The organism is Bradyrhizobium sp. Ce-3 (genome assembly GCF_022835695.1).
Taxonomy (GTDB): Bacteria; Pseudomonadota; Alphaproteobacteria; order Rhizobiales; family Xanthobacteraceae; genus Bradyrhizobium.
In genome coordinates this window covers 546840-564250 of record NZ_BQUV01000004.1, presented here as the reverse complement: position 1 = coordinate 564250, position 17411 = coordinate 546840, and the positions used below count along the sequence as shown (strand labels likewise).

Genomic DNA, 17411 nt, shown 5'->3' with positions numbered 1-17411 from the left:
CGCGAACGATATCGCCGGCCAAACCGGCGGTCAAATGCCACCGGTGGCCGGTTTCCCCTGCAAGGCATCGCGGGGTGCATACAGAGAACGATGGACCGTCAACGGTGCGAAAGCCTACATCGCCGGCTGCCTCGCCGGCCTCGGGCTGATCCAGATTCCGGCCTACGACGTGAAGCGGCATCTCGATGCAGGAGAGCTCGTCGAGCTGATGCCGGAGCATCGCGCGGCGCCGATGCCGATGACGTTACTTCATCCGCACCGCCAGCATCGGTCGCGGCGGCTGCGGGTGTTCAGCCGATTGGCTGACGGCACTGTTGAAAGAGAAGCTGCTTGTCGCAGGCTAGCGCTTCGGCGTGATGCCGGCGCTAAAGCGGCGCGTCATCGCCTGCTGTCAGCGGCGGGTCGAGGCCGTCCTCGTGGCGCGCTTCACCTCGGCCTTGGGCTGGAAAAACAGGCCGGGCATCACCGAGACCAGTCCAAAGGTCATTCCGAGGAATGCCAGGAACGTATCGAGATAATTCGTCTCCATTTCAGTTGTCTCCATTCGTCTTGCACCGGGCCAGCCAGTGCAATGCGTTCGATGACCTAGATATGGTGCGGTGCAGTGCACGGGACAATAGAAAACATTGATCTCGGAGCAATACTCTCAACGCTCCGCGTCTAGGCAGCAATCCGGCCGCGCTGCGCGTGCCGCTGCTCGATGGCGTTGACCGAGCCGTCGAATGCCTTTTCCAGCACGCCTCTGCCGACCGACCTGAGCGCGAGACCGAGGAGCCATCCTTTGAGGTTCTTGCCGTCGCGCACCACGACCGCGTCAATGTCGGTCGTGCCATCAGGCCGCCGCGTGAAGCTGTAGCTGTGGCCCGACCTACCGCCCCACACATTGGAGTCGGTCGTCGTCAGCACGACATGGTCGGGGTCGGACCAGTCGTAGTGCAGGCGCTCCCAGATGCCGTTCGAGCCTTCCGTGACGTCTGCGTGCGATGGGCCGCGATCATGCACCTTGAGATAGGCGTCGGCGCTGTTGCCGAACAGTTTGGAGCGGCCCGGGCCGAAGTCGGTCAGACCTGCGACGTATTGTTCAGGCGTCAACGTGGTCGTTCGATGAAGGTGGATCGTGGACATCTGTGGCTCCTGCACCCGTGAACCGCCCGTGCGGATTAATTGAAGAGCGCGCCCGACTTGCGGACGGTCAGGCTGTCGCCGTTGCGGCTGACCTCCAGCACGCCCGCCTGGTTCGGCGTCGAGAGCAGGGCACGCTGACCGGGTGCCAGCACCGAGACGAAGCGGACCGGCCTGCCGGTCTCGCCCTGCGCGAGCGTGGTCACGACGCGATATCCGTCGGGCTCGACCGTGTAGTAGGCGACGCCGGACACGTCGCCGAGATGGATGCTTTGGGCCTCGATCGGCCTGAGCCCGCGCGCCTGCGCGGCGCCAAGCGAGGTGCCAAGCGAACCGCCAAGTGGGGCGAGGGTGAAGGCGGCGGCGAGAGCTGTGCTGCGGATCGACATGGGATCCTCCATTGGCTTGAGTGTTGGAACCTGGGAGGCGGGCGATTGCCCGTCTGCTCGCTTGCCGGAGGAGATGGTCAGGCTATGATCATCGATCAAACAGATGGGATCGATAATGGCCATCGATGTCGTCAATTTGGGTCGCATCGACCTGAATCTGCTCGTTCATCTCGACGCGCTGCTGACCGAGCGGAGCGTGACGCGCGCGGCGGTCCGCGTCGGCATTGGCCAGTCCGCCATGAGTCACAATCTCGGCCGCCTGCGCGAACTGTTCGATGACGAGCTGCTTACGCGAGGGTCCGATGGCATGCGCCTGACCCCGCGCGCGATGACCCTGCTCGATCCGGTGCGGACCGCGCTCGCGCAGGTCGAGACGGTGCTGCTGCGCGACCAGTCGTTCGATCCGGCCACGGCAGTGCGGACGTTCAGGCTCGGCCTGTCGGACAGCATGGAAATCCTGATCGTGCCGCGCCTGCTGGCGCGCATGCGCGAGATCGCACCTGGCATTCACCTGCGGCTCTATAATGTCGATAGTTCCCGGCTGCTCGATGACCTCGATGCCGACGAAGTGGATATCGCGCTCTCCTACGGGCAGATCCAGCACGGCCAATTGCACCACAAGCAGCGCGTGCTGTTCACCGAGAGCTTCCTTTGCATGTTCAATGCCGAGAAGACCGGTATCACGCCGCCGATCTCGCTTGAGGACTACATCCGGTTTCCGCACGTGCTGACCAGCCTGCGGCCGGGGCTCACGGTGCGCGGCTTCGTCGATGACGCGCTCGAGGAGCTCGGCCTGCAGCGTTCCGTGGCGCTGACCACGCCGCGTTTCCTCACCGTGCCCTATCTGGTGGCGCAAGCGCCCGTCATCGTCACCATGGGCGCGCGGCTGGCGCGCCGCTTCGCCGCCGAGCTCGGGCTCAGCCTCAGTCCGCCGCCGGTGAAGGTGAAAGACGTCACGGTGTCGATGCTGTGGCATGCGTCCTACCAGCACGATCCGGCCCATGTCTGGTTGCGCGACCAGCTGGTCCAGCTGGTCGCCGAGCTGTGAGGCGGCACGGCCTGGCGCGGCCTCGTCAGAACTTCTGCGTGATGCCGGCGTAGACGCCGCGGCGCGGCCCGTATTGCGGCGCGAACACGCCGATGCCGGAGCCGTCGCGGATCTGGTAGACGGTGTCGAACAGATTGACGACGTCGAGGCGCAGCGTGGTCGGCTTGTTCGGCGCGACGATGTTGAAGTCGTGCGAGACGCCGAGGTTGACCTGCGTGTAGGCCGGCACCGTGCCGGTATTGGCGAAGCCGTCGCGCAGGCCCGAGCCGTAGATCATCGACGCGCTGAACCTGGTGTCGCGCCATTGGTACCAGCCGCCGACCGAAGCGGTCAGCGTCTGGGCATGGTCGGTGTTGACGTAGTTGTTGGCGATGTAGGCCAGCTCGTCCGGATCGAACAGATACTGGTTCGAGACGACCTGGGTGGCGACCTGCCGTGCGATGGCGACATTGCCGTAGAGATGCAGATTGTCGTGGTCGTAGGTCGCTTTCAGCTCGACGCCCTCATTGGTGCCTTTCGCATAGTTGAAGGCGGTGAGCACGTAGGCCGCGCCGAACTGGCCGTCGTCGAGCAGGTCGGTCGCGATCTTGTAATAGGCGTCCATGCCGACTTCGAGGCCGGGGATCGCATAGACCTTTTGCGTGACGCCGATGTCGAACACATGCGAGCGCTCCGGCAGCACCGGATCGTTCGCGGTGACCCCCGGCTGCGCCGTGGTGTTCTGCACCAGCGCAAGATTGGTCGGCGCGGCCAGCACCTGCTCGGGCGGCGTGAAGTTGCGGGCGTAGCCGGCATGGAAGGTCGTGCCGTCTAGCGGCTTCCAGGTCAGGCTGATCCGCGGGCTGAGCTGGTTGGCATCGACATATTGCCACATCTGGTCGAAGCGCAAGCCGGCATTGAGCGTGAGCTGGTTGGTGATCTTCCACTCGTCGGCGATGTAGGTCGAGAACAGATAGCCGGTCTTGGCGCTGGAATCGAACACCGAGAGCGGGGCATCGACGGGGTTGCCGGCGTCGTCGAGCGGCAGCACGGTCGAGCCGTTGTTGACCAGCGAGCGTTCGGCGCTGAACGACATGCCGAACTTCAGCGTGTGCGCGAAGCCCAGCCGGTAGGAGGTGTCCTCCTGGACGCCGTTGATGAAGCTCTGGCGATAGACGTCGGATGCAACCCCGTTGAAGACGAGGTCACCGACCGGATCGGGCATGAAGTGCAGCTGGCTGTAACGGTTGAAATAGGCGACCTGGTAGTCGAAGCCGTCGCCTGATTTCTGGTAGGCCACGACGTTGAACTGGTTGAACTCCTGCTGCCGCTCGTTCAATAGCGCGGAATCGAAGTTCGAGACGCCGTAGGCGGTGAAGGCGGGCGGTTGGCCGGGATTGTTGGGGATCTGATAGTTGCCGTTGGAGACGCCGCCGATATAGGTCAGCCGGCTGGTCGGATCGATCGCGGTCGAGACATAGGCAAAGCCCTTCTCCTGGTCGGTCCGGTCGTGGATCGCGTTATAGGCCGGCGTCGGGTTCTCGATGCCGACATCGCTGCCGAAATAGCGGCCCGAGACATAGTATTGGGTCTGTCCGATCGTGCCGCCATAATCGACGCTGGTGGTGAAGTTGCCGTGGCTGCCGCCGTAGACGCTGACGCTGCCGGAATTGTTGAAGGCGTCGGTCTTGGTCTGGATGTCGAGCACGCCGGCGGTGCGCAGGCCGTACTGCGCCGGCAGCGCGCCTGTTATCAGAGCCATGCTGCCGACGATCCCGGTGTCGATGATCTGGCCGAAAGCGCCGACGCCGTCCGGCAGCATGATCCCGTTGATGCGGTATTGCAGGTTGGCGTGCTCGTTGCGGACGTGCAGCTCGCCGCTGGCGGCCGAATCCTGCGAAACCCCGGGCGCCTGCAGCAGCGCCTTGTCCAGCGTGGTGTTGGTGCCCTGTGGCAGCGACTGCAGGAATTGCTGGCTCATCTGGTAGCTGTTGGCGCCGGTCGGTGCGAGCAAAGCGGCGCGGGCCTGGTCGAGCCGTTCATTCTGGCTTGCCACGCCACGCGCCTGACTCTGCTCGGCGGATTCGGGCGCAGCCGACACCGCACCGGTTCTTCGCGCACGGCGACCGCTTCCGGTCGCAACGCGTGTCTTCGGCTTCTTCGGCCCTGACGGCGCGGTGTGGTGCTGCGGCGCCGTCACGGTGATATCGGGGAGTTCAGTGGTCGGCGCCGTCGTCTGCGCGAATGCCGCGCCATTGATCCCGCAGACCAAAAGCGAGGCTGCGCCGGCGGCGGCGCGTCGTCTGAGATGTCCTGACATGTTGGTTCCCGATCTCGTGCGGCCGCGATCCAGGTCCTTGCGAACAGGACGCGGCCGAGCCCGCCGTCGCTGCGCGACGGCCTGATTCCCATTGATCAAACGGCAGCCGAGATGTGGCCGCGTTCGCGGTTCAGTCGTACAGGGGATGTCAGGAGATCGGAGGCGCGCGCGGCTGATAATGCAGACGGCCGATGCCGACCGGGGCGGCGTGATCATCGATGTGCCAGGAGAGCAGGGCTGTGGCATCGGGCAGTTGCAGAGGCGGCAACGCCGGCGCCGGCGTCGCCGTGCTCGTCATCGCGACGACGGCACAGATGGCGCAGAGATCCGCGGCCCGATCGGAATCAGGATTCGAGCGAGGCTCGTCGCGCGAGGAATTCTCGACATGCGCCGCGAACGCCGCCGTCGCCTGAGCCGCTGCGATGGGATGAAAATGGCCGAACGACAGCACGAACTGGATCGACAGCGCCAACAGCGCCAGCCGAGCCCCATGCCTGATGTTCGAACGAAACCACTTCATGACGACGCCATTGCCGCGTCGAGGGTCACAAGTCCGACGAATGGCACATGCGACGCGGTGTCGCACAGTTTCGAAAACGTGCTGGGCTGTCAATCCGCATTGCTGGGCGAGGTGATCAATTTCCAGGCGATCGGACGATTTTGCAACATCGCGACGCCGGCAAATGGAGGCCCGGCTTGCGCCGGGCCTCCATCCGTCACTCGACGATCGCGGTCACGACGCCCGCACCGACGGTGCGGTTGCCTTCACGGATCGCAAAGCGCGACCGCTCCTCGAGCGCGATCGGCTTGTTGAGCTCGATCGTGAACTCGGCGCTGTCGCCCGGCATCACCATCTCGGCGCCGCCAGCGAGCTGGACGGTGCCGGTGACGTCGGCGGTCCGGAAGTAGAACTGCGGACGATAGTTGGCGAAGAAGGGCGTATGCCGCCCGCCCTCGTCTTTCGTCAGCACGTACACTTCGGCCCGGAAGGTCCGGTGCGGCGACGCACCGCCCGGATGCGACAGCACCTGACCCCGCTGCACCGCGGCCTTGTCGATCCCGCGCAGCAGGCAGCCGACATTGTCGCCGGCCTGCCCCTGATCGAGGATCTTCCGGTAGCTCTCGATGCTGGTCACGACCGACTTGCGGGTGTCGCCGAGGCCGACGATCTCGACCTCGTCGCCGATCCTGACGACGCCGCGCTCGACGAGCCCGGTCACCACGGTGCCGCGCCCGGCGATCGACTGCACGCCTTCGATCGGCATCAGGAACGGACGATCCTTCGGCCGCTCGGGCAGCTCGATGTAGTTATCGAGTGCCTCGAACAGTTTGAGGATCGCCTGATCCGCCAGCGGACCGTGCTCGCCGCGCAACGCGGCCATCGCAGCCCCGCGCACGACCGGCGCGTTGTCGCCGTCGTACTGGTACTTCGACAACAGATCGCGCACCTCGATCTCGACGAGATCGACCAGCTCCGGATCGTCAGCGACATCGCATTTGTTCAGGAACACCACGATGCGCGGCACGCCGATCTGGCGCGCGAGCAGGATGTGCTCGCGCGTTTGCGGCATCGGACCGTCGACGGCAGAGACGACCAGGATCGCGCCGTCCATCTGCGCCGCGCCGGTGATCATGTTCTTCACATAATCGGCGTGGCCCGGACAGTCGACGTGCGAGTAATGGCGTGCCGCCGTCGAGAACTCGACGTGGCTCGTCGCAATGGTCAGGATCTTCGAGTCGTCACGCGTACCCTGCGCTGCCGACGCCCTGGCAACGTCCTGATAGGAGACGAACGCGCCCCAGCCGTGATCGGCTGAAACCTTCGTCATCGCTGCCGTCAGCGTCGTCTTGCCATGATCCACGTGGCCGATCGTGCCAACATTGCAGTTGGGCTTGAGACGGAGGAACTTCTCTTTGGCCATGGGACACCTGTGGTGTTCGAGCTCCCGTGCTGGTTTGCACGACTCGAGGCACCGCGAGAGCTCGTTCGGCGCCCGGAGCCGCTTCCGCTCCGGGCTGCCTCACATGTCAGGTGTGACGTTGGGTCAGGTCCAAAACGGAATAGCGGCGGACGAGGGCATTAGCCCTCCCGTCATCAGCACTGCTGCTCGCTGTGACTGCCGCATGTTGGAAACCTGGGTCGCTCGCTCTGAAAAGGAGGCGTGTACATAAGGGGTGAGCGCGCCGTTGGCAAGAGGTGCTGCGGTCGCATCGCGCGCGCCGCGCTGGCGTTGGCGACGCCGCAAGCGTATAGTTCGGGGGTACAGGTGACGGTCTTTCGAATGTCGATCTCCGCAAGCAAAACCGGTCTCGCAATCGTCGCGGCAGTGCTCTGCCTGAGCGGCCAGCAGGCCCATGCCCAGGCCGGACCCGTGCGCTACTGGACGCCGGGATCGCTGTTCGGCTTCGGCGGCAGCCTGGCCGACGGCCAGAAGGCGGATACCTACGGCAACTTCCCGAGCTTCGATGGCGCCAGTACGCCGGGCGGCGACTTCTCGTATCTGAACGGTAAGCCGGACGGCTGGTTCGTCGGCGGCGAAGGCGGCCGCTATGGCTGGAGCGCGCTCGGCCAATCGGCGGCATTCGGCTCGCTCGAATATCAGGGCGCGCAGTTCGGCTACAATTTCAAGGGCGTCGGCGATACGCCGGTGACGTTCTTCGCCGGCTTCGACAGCCTGAAATACAATCCGCCCGGCGCCGGCGGACCGCTGGCGCCGTTCAGCGGCAATCCCGGCGTCAACGCCGGCTATTCGGCGCGCGCGGGCCTCGAGTTCCGCCCGACCTCGAATGTCACCCTGTCCGTCGGCGCCGGCTTCACCCAGCTGGGCGCGGAACGCATGGACAGCGACATCCATTCGCAGCTGCTGCCCGGCCAGTCGCCGGTGCTGTTCGGCGGCCGCTAGCGCGTCAGCGCAAGACTGCAGAGCTGCGGTCCTGATTCAACCAGACTTCAATACGAACCAAGAAGGCTCGATATCGCGAGCACCATCAGGATCGAAACATGGACATGCAGGGCAAGATCGCACTCGTCACCGCCGCGGCGTCGGGGGCCGGCCGCGCCGGCGCACGCATCCTCGCGCGCGAAGGTGCAGCGGTCGCGGTGGTCGACCAGAACGAGGCTGGCGCCAAGGCGGTGGTCGACGAGATCAAGCAGGGCGGCGGCCGCGCGCTGGCGCTGGCCGGCGATCTCCGTGACGATGGCTTCTCGCGCGAGATCGTCGCGGCGACGGTGAAGGAATTCGGCGCGCTCGACTGCGTCTGGAATCATCTCGGCATTCCCGGGCCGTCCGTGATCGACGATCTGGAGGGCTGGGATCTCAGCGTCGACCTCAATCTGCGCTCGCAGCTGATCACCACCAATGCGGCGCTCGCGCAGATGACGGCGCGGCGCAAGGGCAGCATCCTGTTCACCGCATCGACCTCGGGCCTGGTCGGCTCGCCGTGGAGCCCGACCTATTCGGCGGCCAAGGCCGGCGTGATCGGGCTGTCGCGGGCGCTCGCCAAGCGCCACGCCAAGGACGGCGTGCGCGTCAATGCGATCTGCCCCGGCGCGATCGACACGCCGATGCTGCGGGTGTTCGTCAACCGGCCCGACCAGCCCGGCCACAACGAGGCCGATCCCGAGGAGCTGATCAAGGCCGCGGTGACCCGCAATCCGATGGGCCGCGCCGCGCGCCCGGAGGAGATCGCCGAGGTCGCGGTGTTCCTGCTGTCGGACAAGGCCTCGTTCGTCACCGGCATCGCGATGCCGGTCGACGGCGGGACGGTGGCGTAGGGCACCGATGCCGGAGGCGATAACCTGTCGTCGCAGGGGCGCACGGCCAAAATATCGAAAACAACCCCATGCACAGTAGCCGACGGCTGCCGGCCGACCCGGCAGCTTGACACGTCGGGCAACTCAGTGGCATTTTTCCATTATCCAGAAATCGTGCAGACGTCCTCGCGGTGCCATCACCCGCGCGTGCGCGTGTGCGTCAAAGCAGGCTCTAGAACTTCGCCCGGATGCCGGCATAGGCGGCGAGCGGCATGCCGGGCACGAAGGCGCGGGGATCGCTCAGCTGCGCCATCAGGTTGGGGCCGCCTCCGGCGCTGGCAAAGCCGCCGGTCTGGTAGAACGCGCCGCTCAGATAGTAGTGCTGGTTGAACACATTGTTGATCAGGCCGAACACCTCAATGTTCTTCGTGACCTGGTATGACGTGTGCAGGTTGACGACCGAGTAGGCCGGCACTTTCGGGCTCTGGTTGGTGTCGTCATGGATCAGCCACTGGCTGCCGACGACGTTGAGGTCGGCGCCGACCTTCCACGTGTCCGTCACGTTGTATTCGACGCCGGCCTTGAAGCGGTGCGCGGGAATGCCCGGGATGTGGTCGCCCGGAGTGACGTTGACATACTGCACGCCGCCGTCGCTGGTCAGCGCGTTCGGATTGTTCGGCGAGGACAGCGTGATTGCGCTTTGATAGGTCGCGTTGACAAAGGTGTAGTTGGCGTAGGCGTTCCAGCGATCGACGCGATAGTCGAGCTTGGCCTCAATGCCTTGGCGCAAGGTCTGTCCGGCGTTCTGGAAGTATCCGAAATTGTTGACGCCGAGCGGGCTTGCCACCTGGATGATGTCATCGTCGGACAGGGTGCGGAATGCGCCCAGCCCCCAGCTCAGTACGCCCGTCCTGGCATCGCGGCCCCAGCTGCCGCGGAGGCCCGCTTCGACGGTGTGCGACACCACCTGCTTGAGCGGCGGGTCGGCCACCAGGAAGGTGTCGATCATGCAGGGATGATTGGGATCGGAGCAGCCGAGCTCCAGCGGTGTCGGCGTGCGGTTGGCTTCCGAATAGCCGGCATAGGCGGTGAGGTTCGGGGTGATCTTGTAGGTGCCGCCGATCACCGGGTTGAACCGCTGGAAGCGGTTGCTGCTGTTGAGCAGGTCATTGGTTCCGGTCTGGTCCTGCAAATCGATCTGGGCGTAATTGAATCGCCCGCCAGCGGTCACTGAGAACCTGTTGGTCACATCGAACGTATCGGTGAGGTAGACGCCGGTATAGGTGTTGGTGGCGCGCAGATCGACCGGGCTGAGACCTGCGTCGGGCTGATTGATGAAGACACCGGTGCCGGTGACGAACAGGTTGTTGGGATCGATCGTGCCGAGCTCGCTGGTCGCCGAGAATTTCGTGTTGCCGTGATCGACGCTGACACCCATCACGACGTGGTTGTCATGCCCCAACAGCTGGTCCGAGTTGGTCAACTGCGCTGTGCCGCCGAAGCTGTTGGTGGCGGCACGGTTGCGGTCGATTTCGCCGAGAAAAGCGTTGCCCAGTGTGTTTGGAACCGAGGGTCCTCCTGCGGGGCCGTAAATCGGAAGGTCATCGCCGATGCACAGGGTCGTGGGATCGTCGCATGGCGCAACGTCAGTGCCGTTGCCGTCGATATGGCTCTGCCGGAAGCCGCGGAAATAGGCGTTGCCCTGGAACGACCAAGTGTCCGAGAAATTGTGGCTCAAGGTGGCGTTGACGAAGGCGAGCTGAAGCAGCGTCGATTGCGGCCAGGTGTAGACGCTCGACCAGCGCTGGTTGAGCATCTCGACCGGCGTTGCCGCGACGTTGCCGAGCAGGTTGCTGGCGCCGGTGAAGTTGACGTGGAATTCGGTCTGGTCGTTGCGCGCGCCGACGTCGATATACATCCGGTTGATGTGCGAGGAATTGGCATAGTCGCGCCAGCCGCGGTCATAGGCGGATTCGAACGCCGCATAGGCGGAGATGTTGTCCCTCTGGCCGCCGGCCTGCACGCTGCCCTGCACCCGTCCGTAGGAGCCGCCGAACAGTTCGGCCTCCGAGCCCTGATAGGTGAAGCCGTTCTTCATCTGGATGCTGAGCGCGCCGCCGATCGCGTTCAGGCCGAAGATCGGGTTGTTGGGCACCAGCGAAACCCGGTCGATGGCTTTTTCCGGGATGAAATCCCAGTTGACCACGTCGCCCCAGGATTCATTGATGCGGACGCCGTTCTGATAGACGGCGATGCCCTGCGGGGTGCCTTGAACCGGCGAGGCGACGAAACCGCGGTAGTCGAGCGTGCGCTGGAACGGATTGCCGGTCTGATCGGTCAGCGTGACGCCGGGCAGCTTGCGGTTCACCGAGTCCAGAAAGTTGGTCGAATAGTTGCGGCTGAAATCCGCCGAGGTCAGCACCTCGGTGTTGGACGGAATCTTGTCGCGGTCGAGCAGGCTGGAGTCGCGCTCGGAGGGACCGGGGACGCCGGTGCCACCTTCGGGCGCGGCGGCGGTCTGGGCCGGGGCGGCCCGTGGCCTGGTGTTTCGCGACGTCCGCACCACCGGTCGTGACGCGGGCTTGATGCTGCGCGTGCCTGAAAGCGGCGAGGGGGCGATCACGTTGACGGGGGGCAGTTCGGTCGGGGCGGGCGTCTGGGCTTGCAGCGTCGTCAGCGGTGCCGCGGCTCCGATGGCGGTGAGCACGGCCGCGGCGCCGCGCGTAGTGACCGAACAAGACAAAAATCGTGTTGCCGCACGCAACAACGTACCAGCCATGACGCCCACCCCTAAGTCGCGGTTCGACTTTTTCCCCGACGAACCTTGGTTTTGAGACTGCGGGAGCGCTGTGGCTTTGGCAAACAAGATCAGTCCCGGCGGGCCGGGATTCTTTTCCGTCTGTAATCGGGAAAAATTCCCGATCGGGGCGTCACGAGGCCGCTCGGGCCCCTAACGGCAGTCGCGCGGGCGATTTCAGCGGGCTTTTTTGCCGGTTGTGCCCAAGATGCAGGCATCTCGCGTCCCGGGCACCGGCGACACGTCTAGTCCTTGAACTCGCAGCCGAGCCGCGTGAGAGCCTCATCGACCCAGCGGCGGTCGCTGGTGCCGGCGAGCATCTGCTGGATGGCCTTTTCCTCGGTCGCCTTCTTGGCCTCGGTCAGCTTGCAGATCGCCTCCGCGTCGTCATGGGGCACGCAGAGCACGCCGTCGTCGTCGGCCACGATGAGGTCGCCGGGCTCGACGATCATGCCGTCGATCGAGATGGCGCAATTGATCTCGCCCGGACCGTCCTTGTAGGGGCCGCGATGGGCGACGCCGGCCGCGAACACCGGGAACGAGCCGGCGCGGAGCGCGCCGGCATCGCGGATCGAGCCGTCGATCACGAAGCCCGCGACGCCGTTCTTCTCGGCCAAGGTCGACATGATCTCGCCGATGATGGCGTTGACCAGCACGCCGCCGGCGTCGACCACGATCACGTCGCCGGGCTGGGCCAGGTCGATCGCCTTGTGCACCATCAGATTGTCGCCGGGCCGGGTCTTCACGGTCAGCGCCGGGCCGCCGAGCCAGCCGCCCTTGTGCATCGGCCGCAGCCGGTTGGTGCCCGCGATCCGCGACATCGAATCGCTGATATTGGCGACCGGCAGCGTGCGGTAGCGCGCGACCAGGTCGGGCGACACTTTCCGCTTCGCCTTATGAATTGCAAATCCTATGGCCATCGGTTTTCTCCGGGTTCTGCTTAAGCGCGGCTCAGTGCGCGCGGCGGTCGAGATGGGCGTTGAGGCGGGGATAGACGCGGCGGGCGTTGCCTTCGAAGATCTTGGCCTTGTCGGCCGCGCTGAGCGGCAGCGCGTCGATGTAGCGGCGGGTGTCGTCGAAATGATGCCCGGTCTCGGGATCGATGCCGCGCACCGCGCCGACCATTTCGGACGCGAACAGGATGTTCTCGACCGGGATCACCCGGGTCAGCAGCTCGATGCCGGGCAGATGATAGACGCAGGTGTCGAAGAACACGTTCTTCAACAGGTGCTCCGACAGCGGCGGCAGCTTCATGTCCTGCGCCAGGCCGCGGTAGCGGCCCCAGTGATAGGGCACCGCGCCGCCGCCATGCGGGATGATGAACCGCAGGGTCGGGAAGCGCTTGAACAGGTCCGAGGTCAGGAACTGCATGAAGGCGGTGGTGTCCCCGTTGAGGTAATGCGCGCCGGTGCCGTGGAAGCAGGGATTGCAGGACGAGGAGACGTGGACCATCGCCGGCACGTCGAGCTCGACCATCTTCTCATAGAGCGGATACCACCATTCGTCGGTCAACGGCGGATCGCACCAATAGCCGCCGGCGGGATCGGGATTGAGGTTGCAGCCGACGAAGCCGAGCTGCGTCACGCAGCGCTCCAGCTCCTCGATGCAGTTCGCGGGCTTGACGCCGGGGCTCTGCGGCAGCTGGCAGACCGGGACGAAGTTCTGCGGGAACAGGGTGCAGACCCGGTGCACGAGGTCGTTGCAGATCGTGGTCCATTCGCGGCTGGTTGCTTCCTTGCCGACGTGATGCGCCATTCCGGCGGCGCGTGGCGAGAAGATGGTGACGTCGGTGCCGCGCTCCTTCTGCAGGCGGAGCTGCGCGCCCTCGACGCTGGAGCGGATCTCGTCGTCGGTGATGCCGAGATTGGTGGTGAGCGGCCGCCGCGACTTGTCGGCGAGGCCGGCGAGCTGCTTGTCGCGGAAGATCTGCAGCTTGGCCGGCTCGGTGGTGTAGTGGCCGTGACAGTCGATGATCATGGTTGCTTCCTCAACAGGGTTGTCAGTGTACGGCGGACGACGGAATCGCGCCCGAAAGTTCCAGCTCGCGCGGCTTGACGCGCATGGTGGCGGCGATGGCGGAGGCGACGAACAGGAAGCCGGCGATGCCGACCAGCGCCCAGGAGAAGCTTCCGGTGGAGTCCTTGATCAGGCCGATGCACCACGGGCCGATCAGCCCGCCGAACTGCGCCAGCGTGTTGACCATGGCGATCGAGGCGGCGCCGGCCGCGCCCGTCAGCAGCGAGGCGTTGATGCTCCAGAACAGCGGATTGCCGGCATTCAGGCTGAAGCCGACGATGCAGAGGAACAGGAAGGCCAGCACCGGGCTCGTAACATAGGCGCTGCCGAGCATCGCGACCGCGGCGAGCAGGTAGACCGCGGCGAGATGAAACTTGCGGTCGCCGGTCTTGTCCGAGCTGCGGCTGACCACGATGGTGCCGACGACGCCGAGCAGCGGCGGGATCGCCGAGAGGAAGCCGACCTCGATGTTGCTGAGATTGCCCATGCCCTTGATGATCTGCGGCAGCCACAGCAGCAGGCCATAGATGCCGACCAGCGCGCAACCGAACAGCGCCGCCAGCAGCCAGACCCTTATATCGAGCACACATTCGATCAATCGGTGTTGCCCCTGTTGTTCGATCTCGGCCCGCTCGGCGGCGAGTTCGCCCTCCAGCCACGCCGCCTGTTCTTTCGTGAGCCAGCTCGCCTTGGCCGGGCGGTCGGTCAGATAATAGAGCGTGAACAGGCCGAGCAGCATGGTCGGCACGCCTTCGGCGATGAACATCCATTGCCAACCATGCAGGCCGGCCGCGCCGTCGTACCAGGTCATGATGCTGGTCGAGATCGGCCCGCCAAGCACGGCCGAGAACGATCCGGCGATGATGTATCCGGCCACCGCGCGGGCGCGGTAGCGCGAGGGGAACCAGTAGGTGAGGTAAAGCACCACGCCCGGCATGAAGCCGGCTTCCGCGACGCCGAGGCCGAACCGCATGACGTAAAGGCTGAGCGGATTCCAGACGAAGGCGGTCAGCGTGGCGACGAGGCCCCAGGTGATCAGGATGCGCGCCAGCCAGATCCGGGCCCCTAACCAGTGCAGCATCAAATTGCTCGGCACCTCGAGCACCATGTAGCCGAGGAAGAAGATGCTGGCGGCGAAGCCGAAGATCGCGGGGCTGAGGCCGAGATCCTTGTTCATGGTCAGCCCGGCATAGCCGAGATTGATGCGATCGAGATAGTTGAAGAACATCATCACGAACAGGATCGGGATCAGCCGCCAATAGACGCGGCGGATGGTTTGTTGTTCGAGCTCGCTGGCTGACGCCTGGCCCATTGGAATCCTCCCTGGTTTCTTGCCTTGCTTGTTGTTGTCGCGCCTGTGATCCGAACCGCGCGGAGCGCCGGTTATTCGCGGCGATTTCGCATGGCTGACCGGCTGCGCGTGTTGCCGCTTGGAGCAGCACCGTTTTGGCGCCAAGATCGGGAAACCGTCCTGGGAGGTCAAATACCGCTTTGACCCCTCACTTATAGGGAAACGGAATAAGCGATGGATTACAGGCAGCTTCGCTACTTCATCGCGGTGGCCGAAGAACTCAGCTTCAGCCGCGCCGCCAAGCGGTTGCATGTCAGCCAGCCGCCGCTGAGCACGCAGATCAAGGCGATGGAGGAGGAGCTCGGCACGCAACTGCTGTCGCGCACGCGGCGTGCCGTCGCGCTCACCCAGGCCGGCCAATTGCTGCTGGAGCACGCGCGGCGCGCCGTCAGCGAGCTCGACCTCGCCTCCGAGACCGTGCGCCGCGCCGCCCGCGGCGAGGCTGGCGCGGTTCGTGTCGGCTTTACCGACTCGGTTCCGATGCTCGACATGTTCGCCGAGCTGTTCCGCAGCTTCCGCGGCAGCTATCCGCGGGTGAAGATCGAGCTCAGGCATATGTCGACCGCAAAGCAGCTGCAGGCGCTCGCCGATGCCGAGCTCGATGTCGCGATCATGCGGCCGCCGCTGGATTTCCGGCCGGCGGCCGATCTGCAGGTCCATGTCGTCTGGCGCGACCGGCTGATGGTGTTCCTGCCGGTCGATCATCCGCTCGCTGCCGCGCCCGGCAAGGTCAGCGTCGCCGATCTTGCCGAGCATGAATTCGTCGGCATGGCGGAGAGCGGTTGCGGCGTCGGCGACCAGGCGGCGATGCTGTGCCGGCGGGCCGGCTTTGCGCCGCGTATCGCGCAGGAAGCTCATGAGCTGCGCACGGTGCTCAGCCTCGTCGCGGCGGGGATCGGGCTCTCGATCCTGCCGTCGTGTTACCAGCAGGCCGGCGTCATGAACGTGGTCTCCAAAGCGCTGGACACGCCGGATGCGGAGAGCCGCATGCTGGTGGCGATGCGTTCGAACGCCTCGCTGCTGCCGCGCCGGTTCGTCGAATGCGCATTGCAGGCGGCGTCGCGCAGTGCGCCGCCGCTGGTCCCCGAGGTCACGGCAGCGAGCCGCTGATCGAGCGGTCCGGAGGGCGGGCGGCCGCTTGCCGTGCGTGGCGCGCGACGGCCCGCGTACCCCATCTTTCGTCGGCAGTAGTCTCCCGGAATGCAGTCTGGCGCTGCACTTGCATAGCTGAATCCCAGGTGCTGGGGCGTCGATTCGTCGTGGTCTCGCCTGCGACGGCAATGTCGTGAGCGAACGGTTGGTGATGCGCGCCCGCAGCTGAATTGACATCTGCGGAGACGACAAGATGCACGTTCTCACACGTGCGGCAGTGCTGCTCGGGGCGGTGTGGTTGACATCGCCGACCCTGGCGCGCGACGACGGCCGCTACGCCAACTCACCTCTGAAACCCTGGTTTGAAAGCCTGCACAGCGGCTACGGGCAGTGCTGCTCGGATGCCGACGGATATGTGGTTGCCGATCCCGACTGGGAGTCGGACCACGGCCATTATCGCGTGCTGATCGACAGTGAATGGGTCGTTGTGCCTGATGAGGCCCTGATCACCGCGCCGAACAAGATCGGTCGAACCATGGTGTGGAAGCACTATATCGACGGCCATCCGCGCATCCGCTGCTTCATGCCGGGCAGCATGACCTGAGGCGGATCGTCCGGACAGCAATTCAGGCCGGTGGCACGAAGATCCGGTTCGGGAACGCCTGCTCGACGACGTCGAGAAACGCGCGCACCTTGGCGCCGACCAGCCGTCGCGAGCTCTGCAGTGCCCAGATCTCGACCGGAGGTCTGGCATCGGTTCCCCAATAGGCGAGGCGGCCCGCGGCAATGTCGTCGTCGACCAGCAGCTTGGGCAGCAGGGCCGCGCCGGCGCCCGCCAGCACCGCATCACGCATCATCAGCATCGATGAGAGACGCAACACCGTCCGCGGCCTGAGTATGGTCTCGTCGTGTTCATTCTTGATGCGCCAGAGCGTGTCCGGTGGCGTCTGCGACATCAGCACGGCATTGACGGAGATGCCGTCTAGATCGTGCGCGGAGATTGTCGGTCGCTGCAGATCGGGATGCGCCACGACCAGCAGCTCATCGTTGAGGAAGCGGCGGCCGACGAGACGCTCGTCCGGTGACGGATTGATGCGGATGACCAGGTCAAAGCCGTCCTCGACCGGATCGACCAGGCGATCCTCGGCGACGATCTCGAGCTGGACGTCGGGATAGGCGTGCGCAAAGCGCGCAGCGATCCGGCCGAACGCGACGTGCGCGAGCAGCACCGGCGCGCTGACCCGCAGCCGGCCACGCGGCATCGATGCGCCGAGCACCACCGCTTCGCCGGCCTCGGCGATGTCGGACAGCGGACCGCTGGTGCGCTCGTGCAGCGCGCGGCCCTCGTCGGTCAATCGCAGGCTCTGCGAACCGCGCTCGATCAGGCGGACGCCGAGACTTTGCTCGAGCTCGGCGACGCGGCGGGACAGCGTGGCCTTGGCCCGTCCGGAGGCACGGCTGGCGCGGCCGAAACCGCCATGCGCGGCGACCAGGTTGAAGTCGGTGAGCGCCTGGAGGTCCATCGCATCTGTTCCATATTCGA

General features: G+C 65.3%; 16 protein-coding genes and 1 pseudogene. 6 read left to right on the top strand and 11 right to left on the bottom strand.

Annotated elements, in window-relative coordinates:
* Window positions 1–82: 82 nt before the first annotated feature.
* Window positions 83–344 (top strand): annotated as a pseudogene (locus BRSPCE3_RS17305) (LysR substrate-binding domain-containing protein); the annotation flags it as partial.
* A 47-nt stretch (window positions 345–391) separates the two neighbouring features.
* Here BRSPCE3_RS17305 and BRSPCE3_RS17300 read toward each other — a convergent pair.
* From BRSPCE3_RS17300 to BRSPCE3_RS17290, 3 genes are all read right to left on the bottom strand, one after another.
* Window positions 392–529, bottom strand: a complete 138-nt coding sequence (locus BRSPCE3_RS17300; protein ID WP_244067151.1) for a hypothetical protein — start codon at window positions 527–529, stop codon at window positions 392–394.
* Window positions 530–660: 131 nt separating this feature from the next.
* Window positions 661–1125: a hypothetical protein gene (locus BRSPCE3_RS17295; RefSeq protein WP_244067150.1), complete on the bottom strand. Its 465-nt coding sequence runs from the start codon at window positions 1123–1125 to the stop codon at window positions 661–663.
* Window positions 1126–1160: 35 nt separating this feature from the next.
* Window positions 1161–1511 (bottom strand): hypothetical protein, encoded by a 351-nt coding sequence (locus BRSPCE3_RS17290; protein WP_244067149.1) that lies wholly within the window; start codon window positions 1509–1511, stop codon window positions 1161–1163.
* Window positions 1512–1626: 115 nt separating this feature from the next.
* On the opposite strand from BRSPCE3_RS17290, the gene BRSPCE3_RS17285 reads away from it, so the two are divergent.
* Window positions 1627–2559: a LysR family transcriptional regulator gene (locus tag BRSPCE3_RS17285; RefSeq protein WP_244067148.1), complete on the top strand. Its 933-nt coding sequence runs from the start codon at window positions 1627–1629 to the stop codon at window positions 2557–2559.
* A gap of 25 nt (window positions 2560–2584) precedes the next feature.
* On the opposite strand, the gene BRSPCE3_RS17280 is transcribed toward BRSPCE3_RS17285, so the two are convergent.
* The 3 genes from BRSPCE3_RS17280 to tuf all read right to left on the bottom strand — a co-directional run bounded on the left by BRSPCE3_RS17280 (window position 2585) and on the right by tuf (window position 6780).
* Window positions 2585–4858, bottom strand: a complete 2274-nt coding sequence (locus BRSPCE3_RS17280) for a TonB-dependent receptor (protein ID WP_244067147.1) — start codon at window positions 4856–4858, stop codon at window positions 2585–2587.
* A 148-nt stretch (window positions 4859–5006) separates the two neighbouring features.
* Window positions 5007–5378, bottom strand: coding sequence for a hypothetical protein (locus tag BRSPCE3_RS17275; RefSeq protein WP_244067146.1), 372 nt, complete (start codon window positions 5376–5378; stop codon window positions 5007–5009).
* A 196-nt stretch (window positions 5379–5574) separates the two neighbouring features.
* Entirely contained in the window at window positions 5575–6780 is a 1206-nt protein-coding gene (tuf, locus tag BRSPCE3_RS17270) for an elongation factor Tu (RefSeq protein ID WP_244067145.1), read from the bottom strand.
* Between the two features lie 360 nt (window positions 6781–7140).
* Between tuf and BRSPCE3_RS17265 the strand changes: the two genes are divergently transcribed.
* Window positions 7141–7761, top strand: coding sequence for a hypothetical protein (locus BRSPCE3_RS17265; protein WP_244067144.1), 621 nt, complete (start codon window positions 7141–7143; stop codon window positions 7759–7761).
* 98 nt (window positions 7762–7859) lie between these two features.
* Complete coding sequence (locus BRSPCE3_RS17260) at window positions 7860–8633, top strand: SDR family NAD(P)-dependent oxidoreductase (RefSeq protein WP_244067143.1); 774 nt, start codon at window positions 7860–7862, stop codon at window positions 8631–8633.
* A 211-nt stretch (window positions 8634–8844) separates the two neighbouring features.
* On the opposite strand, the gene BRSPCE3_RS17255 is transcribed toward BRSPCE3_RS17260, so the two are convergent.
* The 4 genes from BRSPCE3_RS17255 to BRSPCE3_RS17240 all read right to left on the bottom strand — a co-directional run bounded on the left by BRSPCE3_RS17255 (window position 8845) and on the right by BRSPCE3_RS17240 (window position 14737).
* Entirely contained in the window at window positions 8845–11319 is a 2475-nt protein-coding gene (locus BRSPCE3_RS17255; RefSeq protein ID WP_283843135.1) for a TonB-dependent receptor, read from the bottom strand.
* Between the two features lie 335 nt (window positions 11320–11654).
* Entirely contained in the window at window positions 11655–12329 is a 675-nt protein-coding gene (locus BRSPCE3_RS17250; RefSeq protein ID WP_244067142.1) for an RraA family protein, read from the bottom strand.
* Window positions 12330–12360: 31 nt separating this feature from the next.
* Window positions 12361–13386 (bottom strand): amidohydrolase family protein, encoded by a 1026-nt coding sequence (locus BRSPCE3_RS17245; RefSeq protein WP_016847664.1) that lies wholly within the window; start codon window positions 13384–13386, stop codon window positions 12361–12363.
* 22 nt (window positions 13387–13408) lie between these two features.
* A complete protein-coding gene (locus BRSPCE3_RS17240) occupies window positions 13409–14737 on the bottom strand; it encodes an MFS transporter (RefSeq protein ID WP_244067141.1) in 1329 nt (442 codons plus the stop codon).
* Between the two features lie 213 nt (window positions 14738–14950).
* On the opposite strand from BRSPCE3_RS17240, the gene BRSPCE3_RS17235 reads away from it, so the two are divergent.
* On the top strand, window positions 14951–15886 hold the full coding sequence (locus BRSPCE3_RS17235) for a LysR substrate-binding domain-containing protein (RefSeq protein WP_244067140.1): 936 nt from the start codon (window positions 14951–14953) through the stop codon (window positions 15884–15886).
* 235 nt (window positions 15887–16121) lie between these two features.
* A complete protein-coding gene (locus BRSPCE3_RS17230) occupies window positions 16122–16472 on the top strand; it encodes a hypothetical protein (protein WP_244067139.1) in 351 nt (116 codons plus the stop codon).
* A gap of 22 nt (window positions 16473–16494) precedes the next feature.
* On the opposite strand, the gene BRSPCE3_RS17225 is transcribed toward BRSPCE3_RS17230, so the two are convergent.
* Window positions 16495–17391, bottom strand: a complete 897-nt coding sequence (locus tag BRSPCE3_RS17225; RefSeq protein ID WP_244067138.1) for a LysR family transcriptional regulator — start codon at window positions 17389–17391, stop codon at window positions 16495–16497.
* Window positions 17392–17411: the final 20 nt, after the last annotated feature.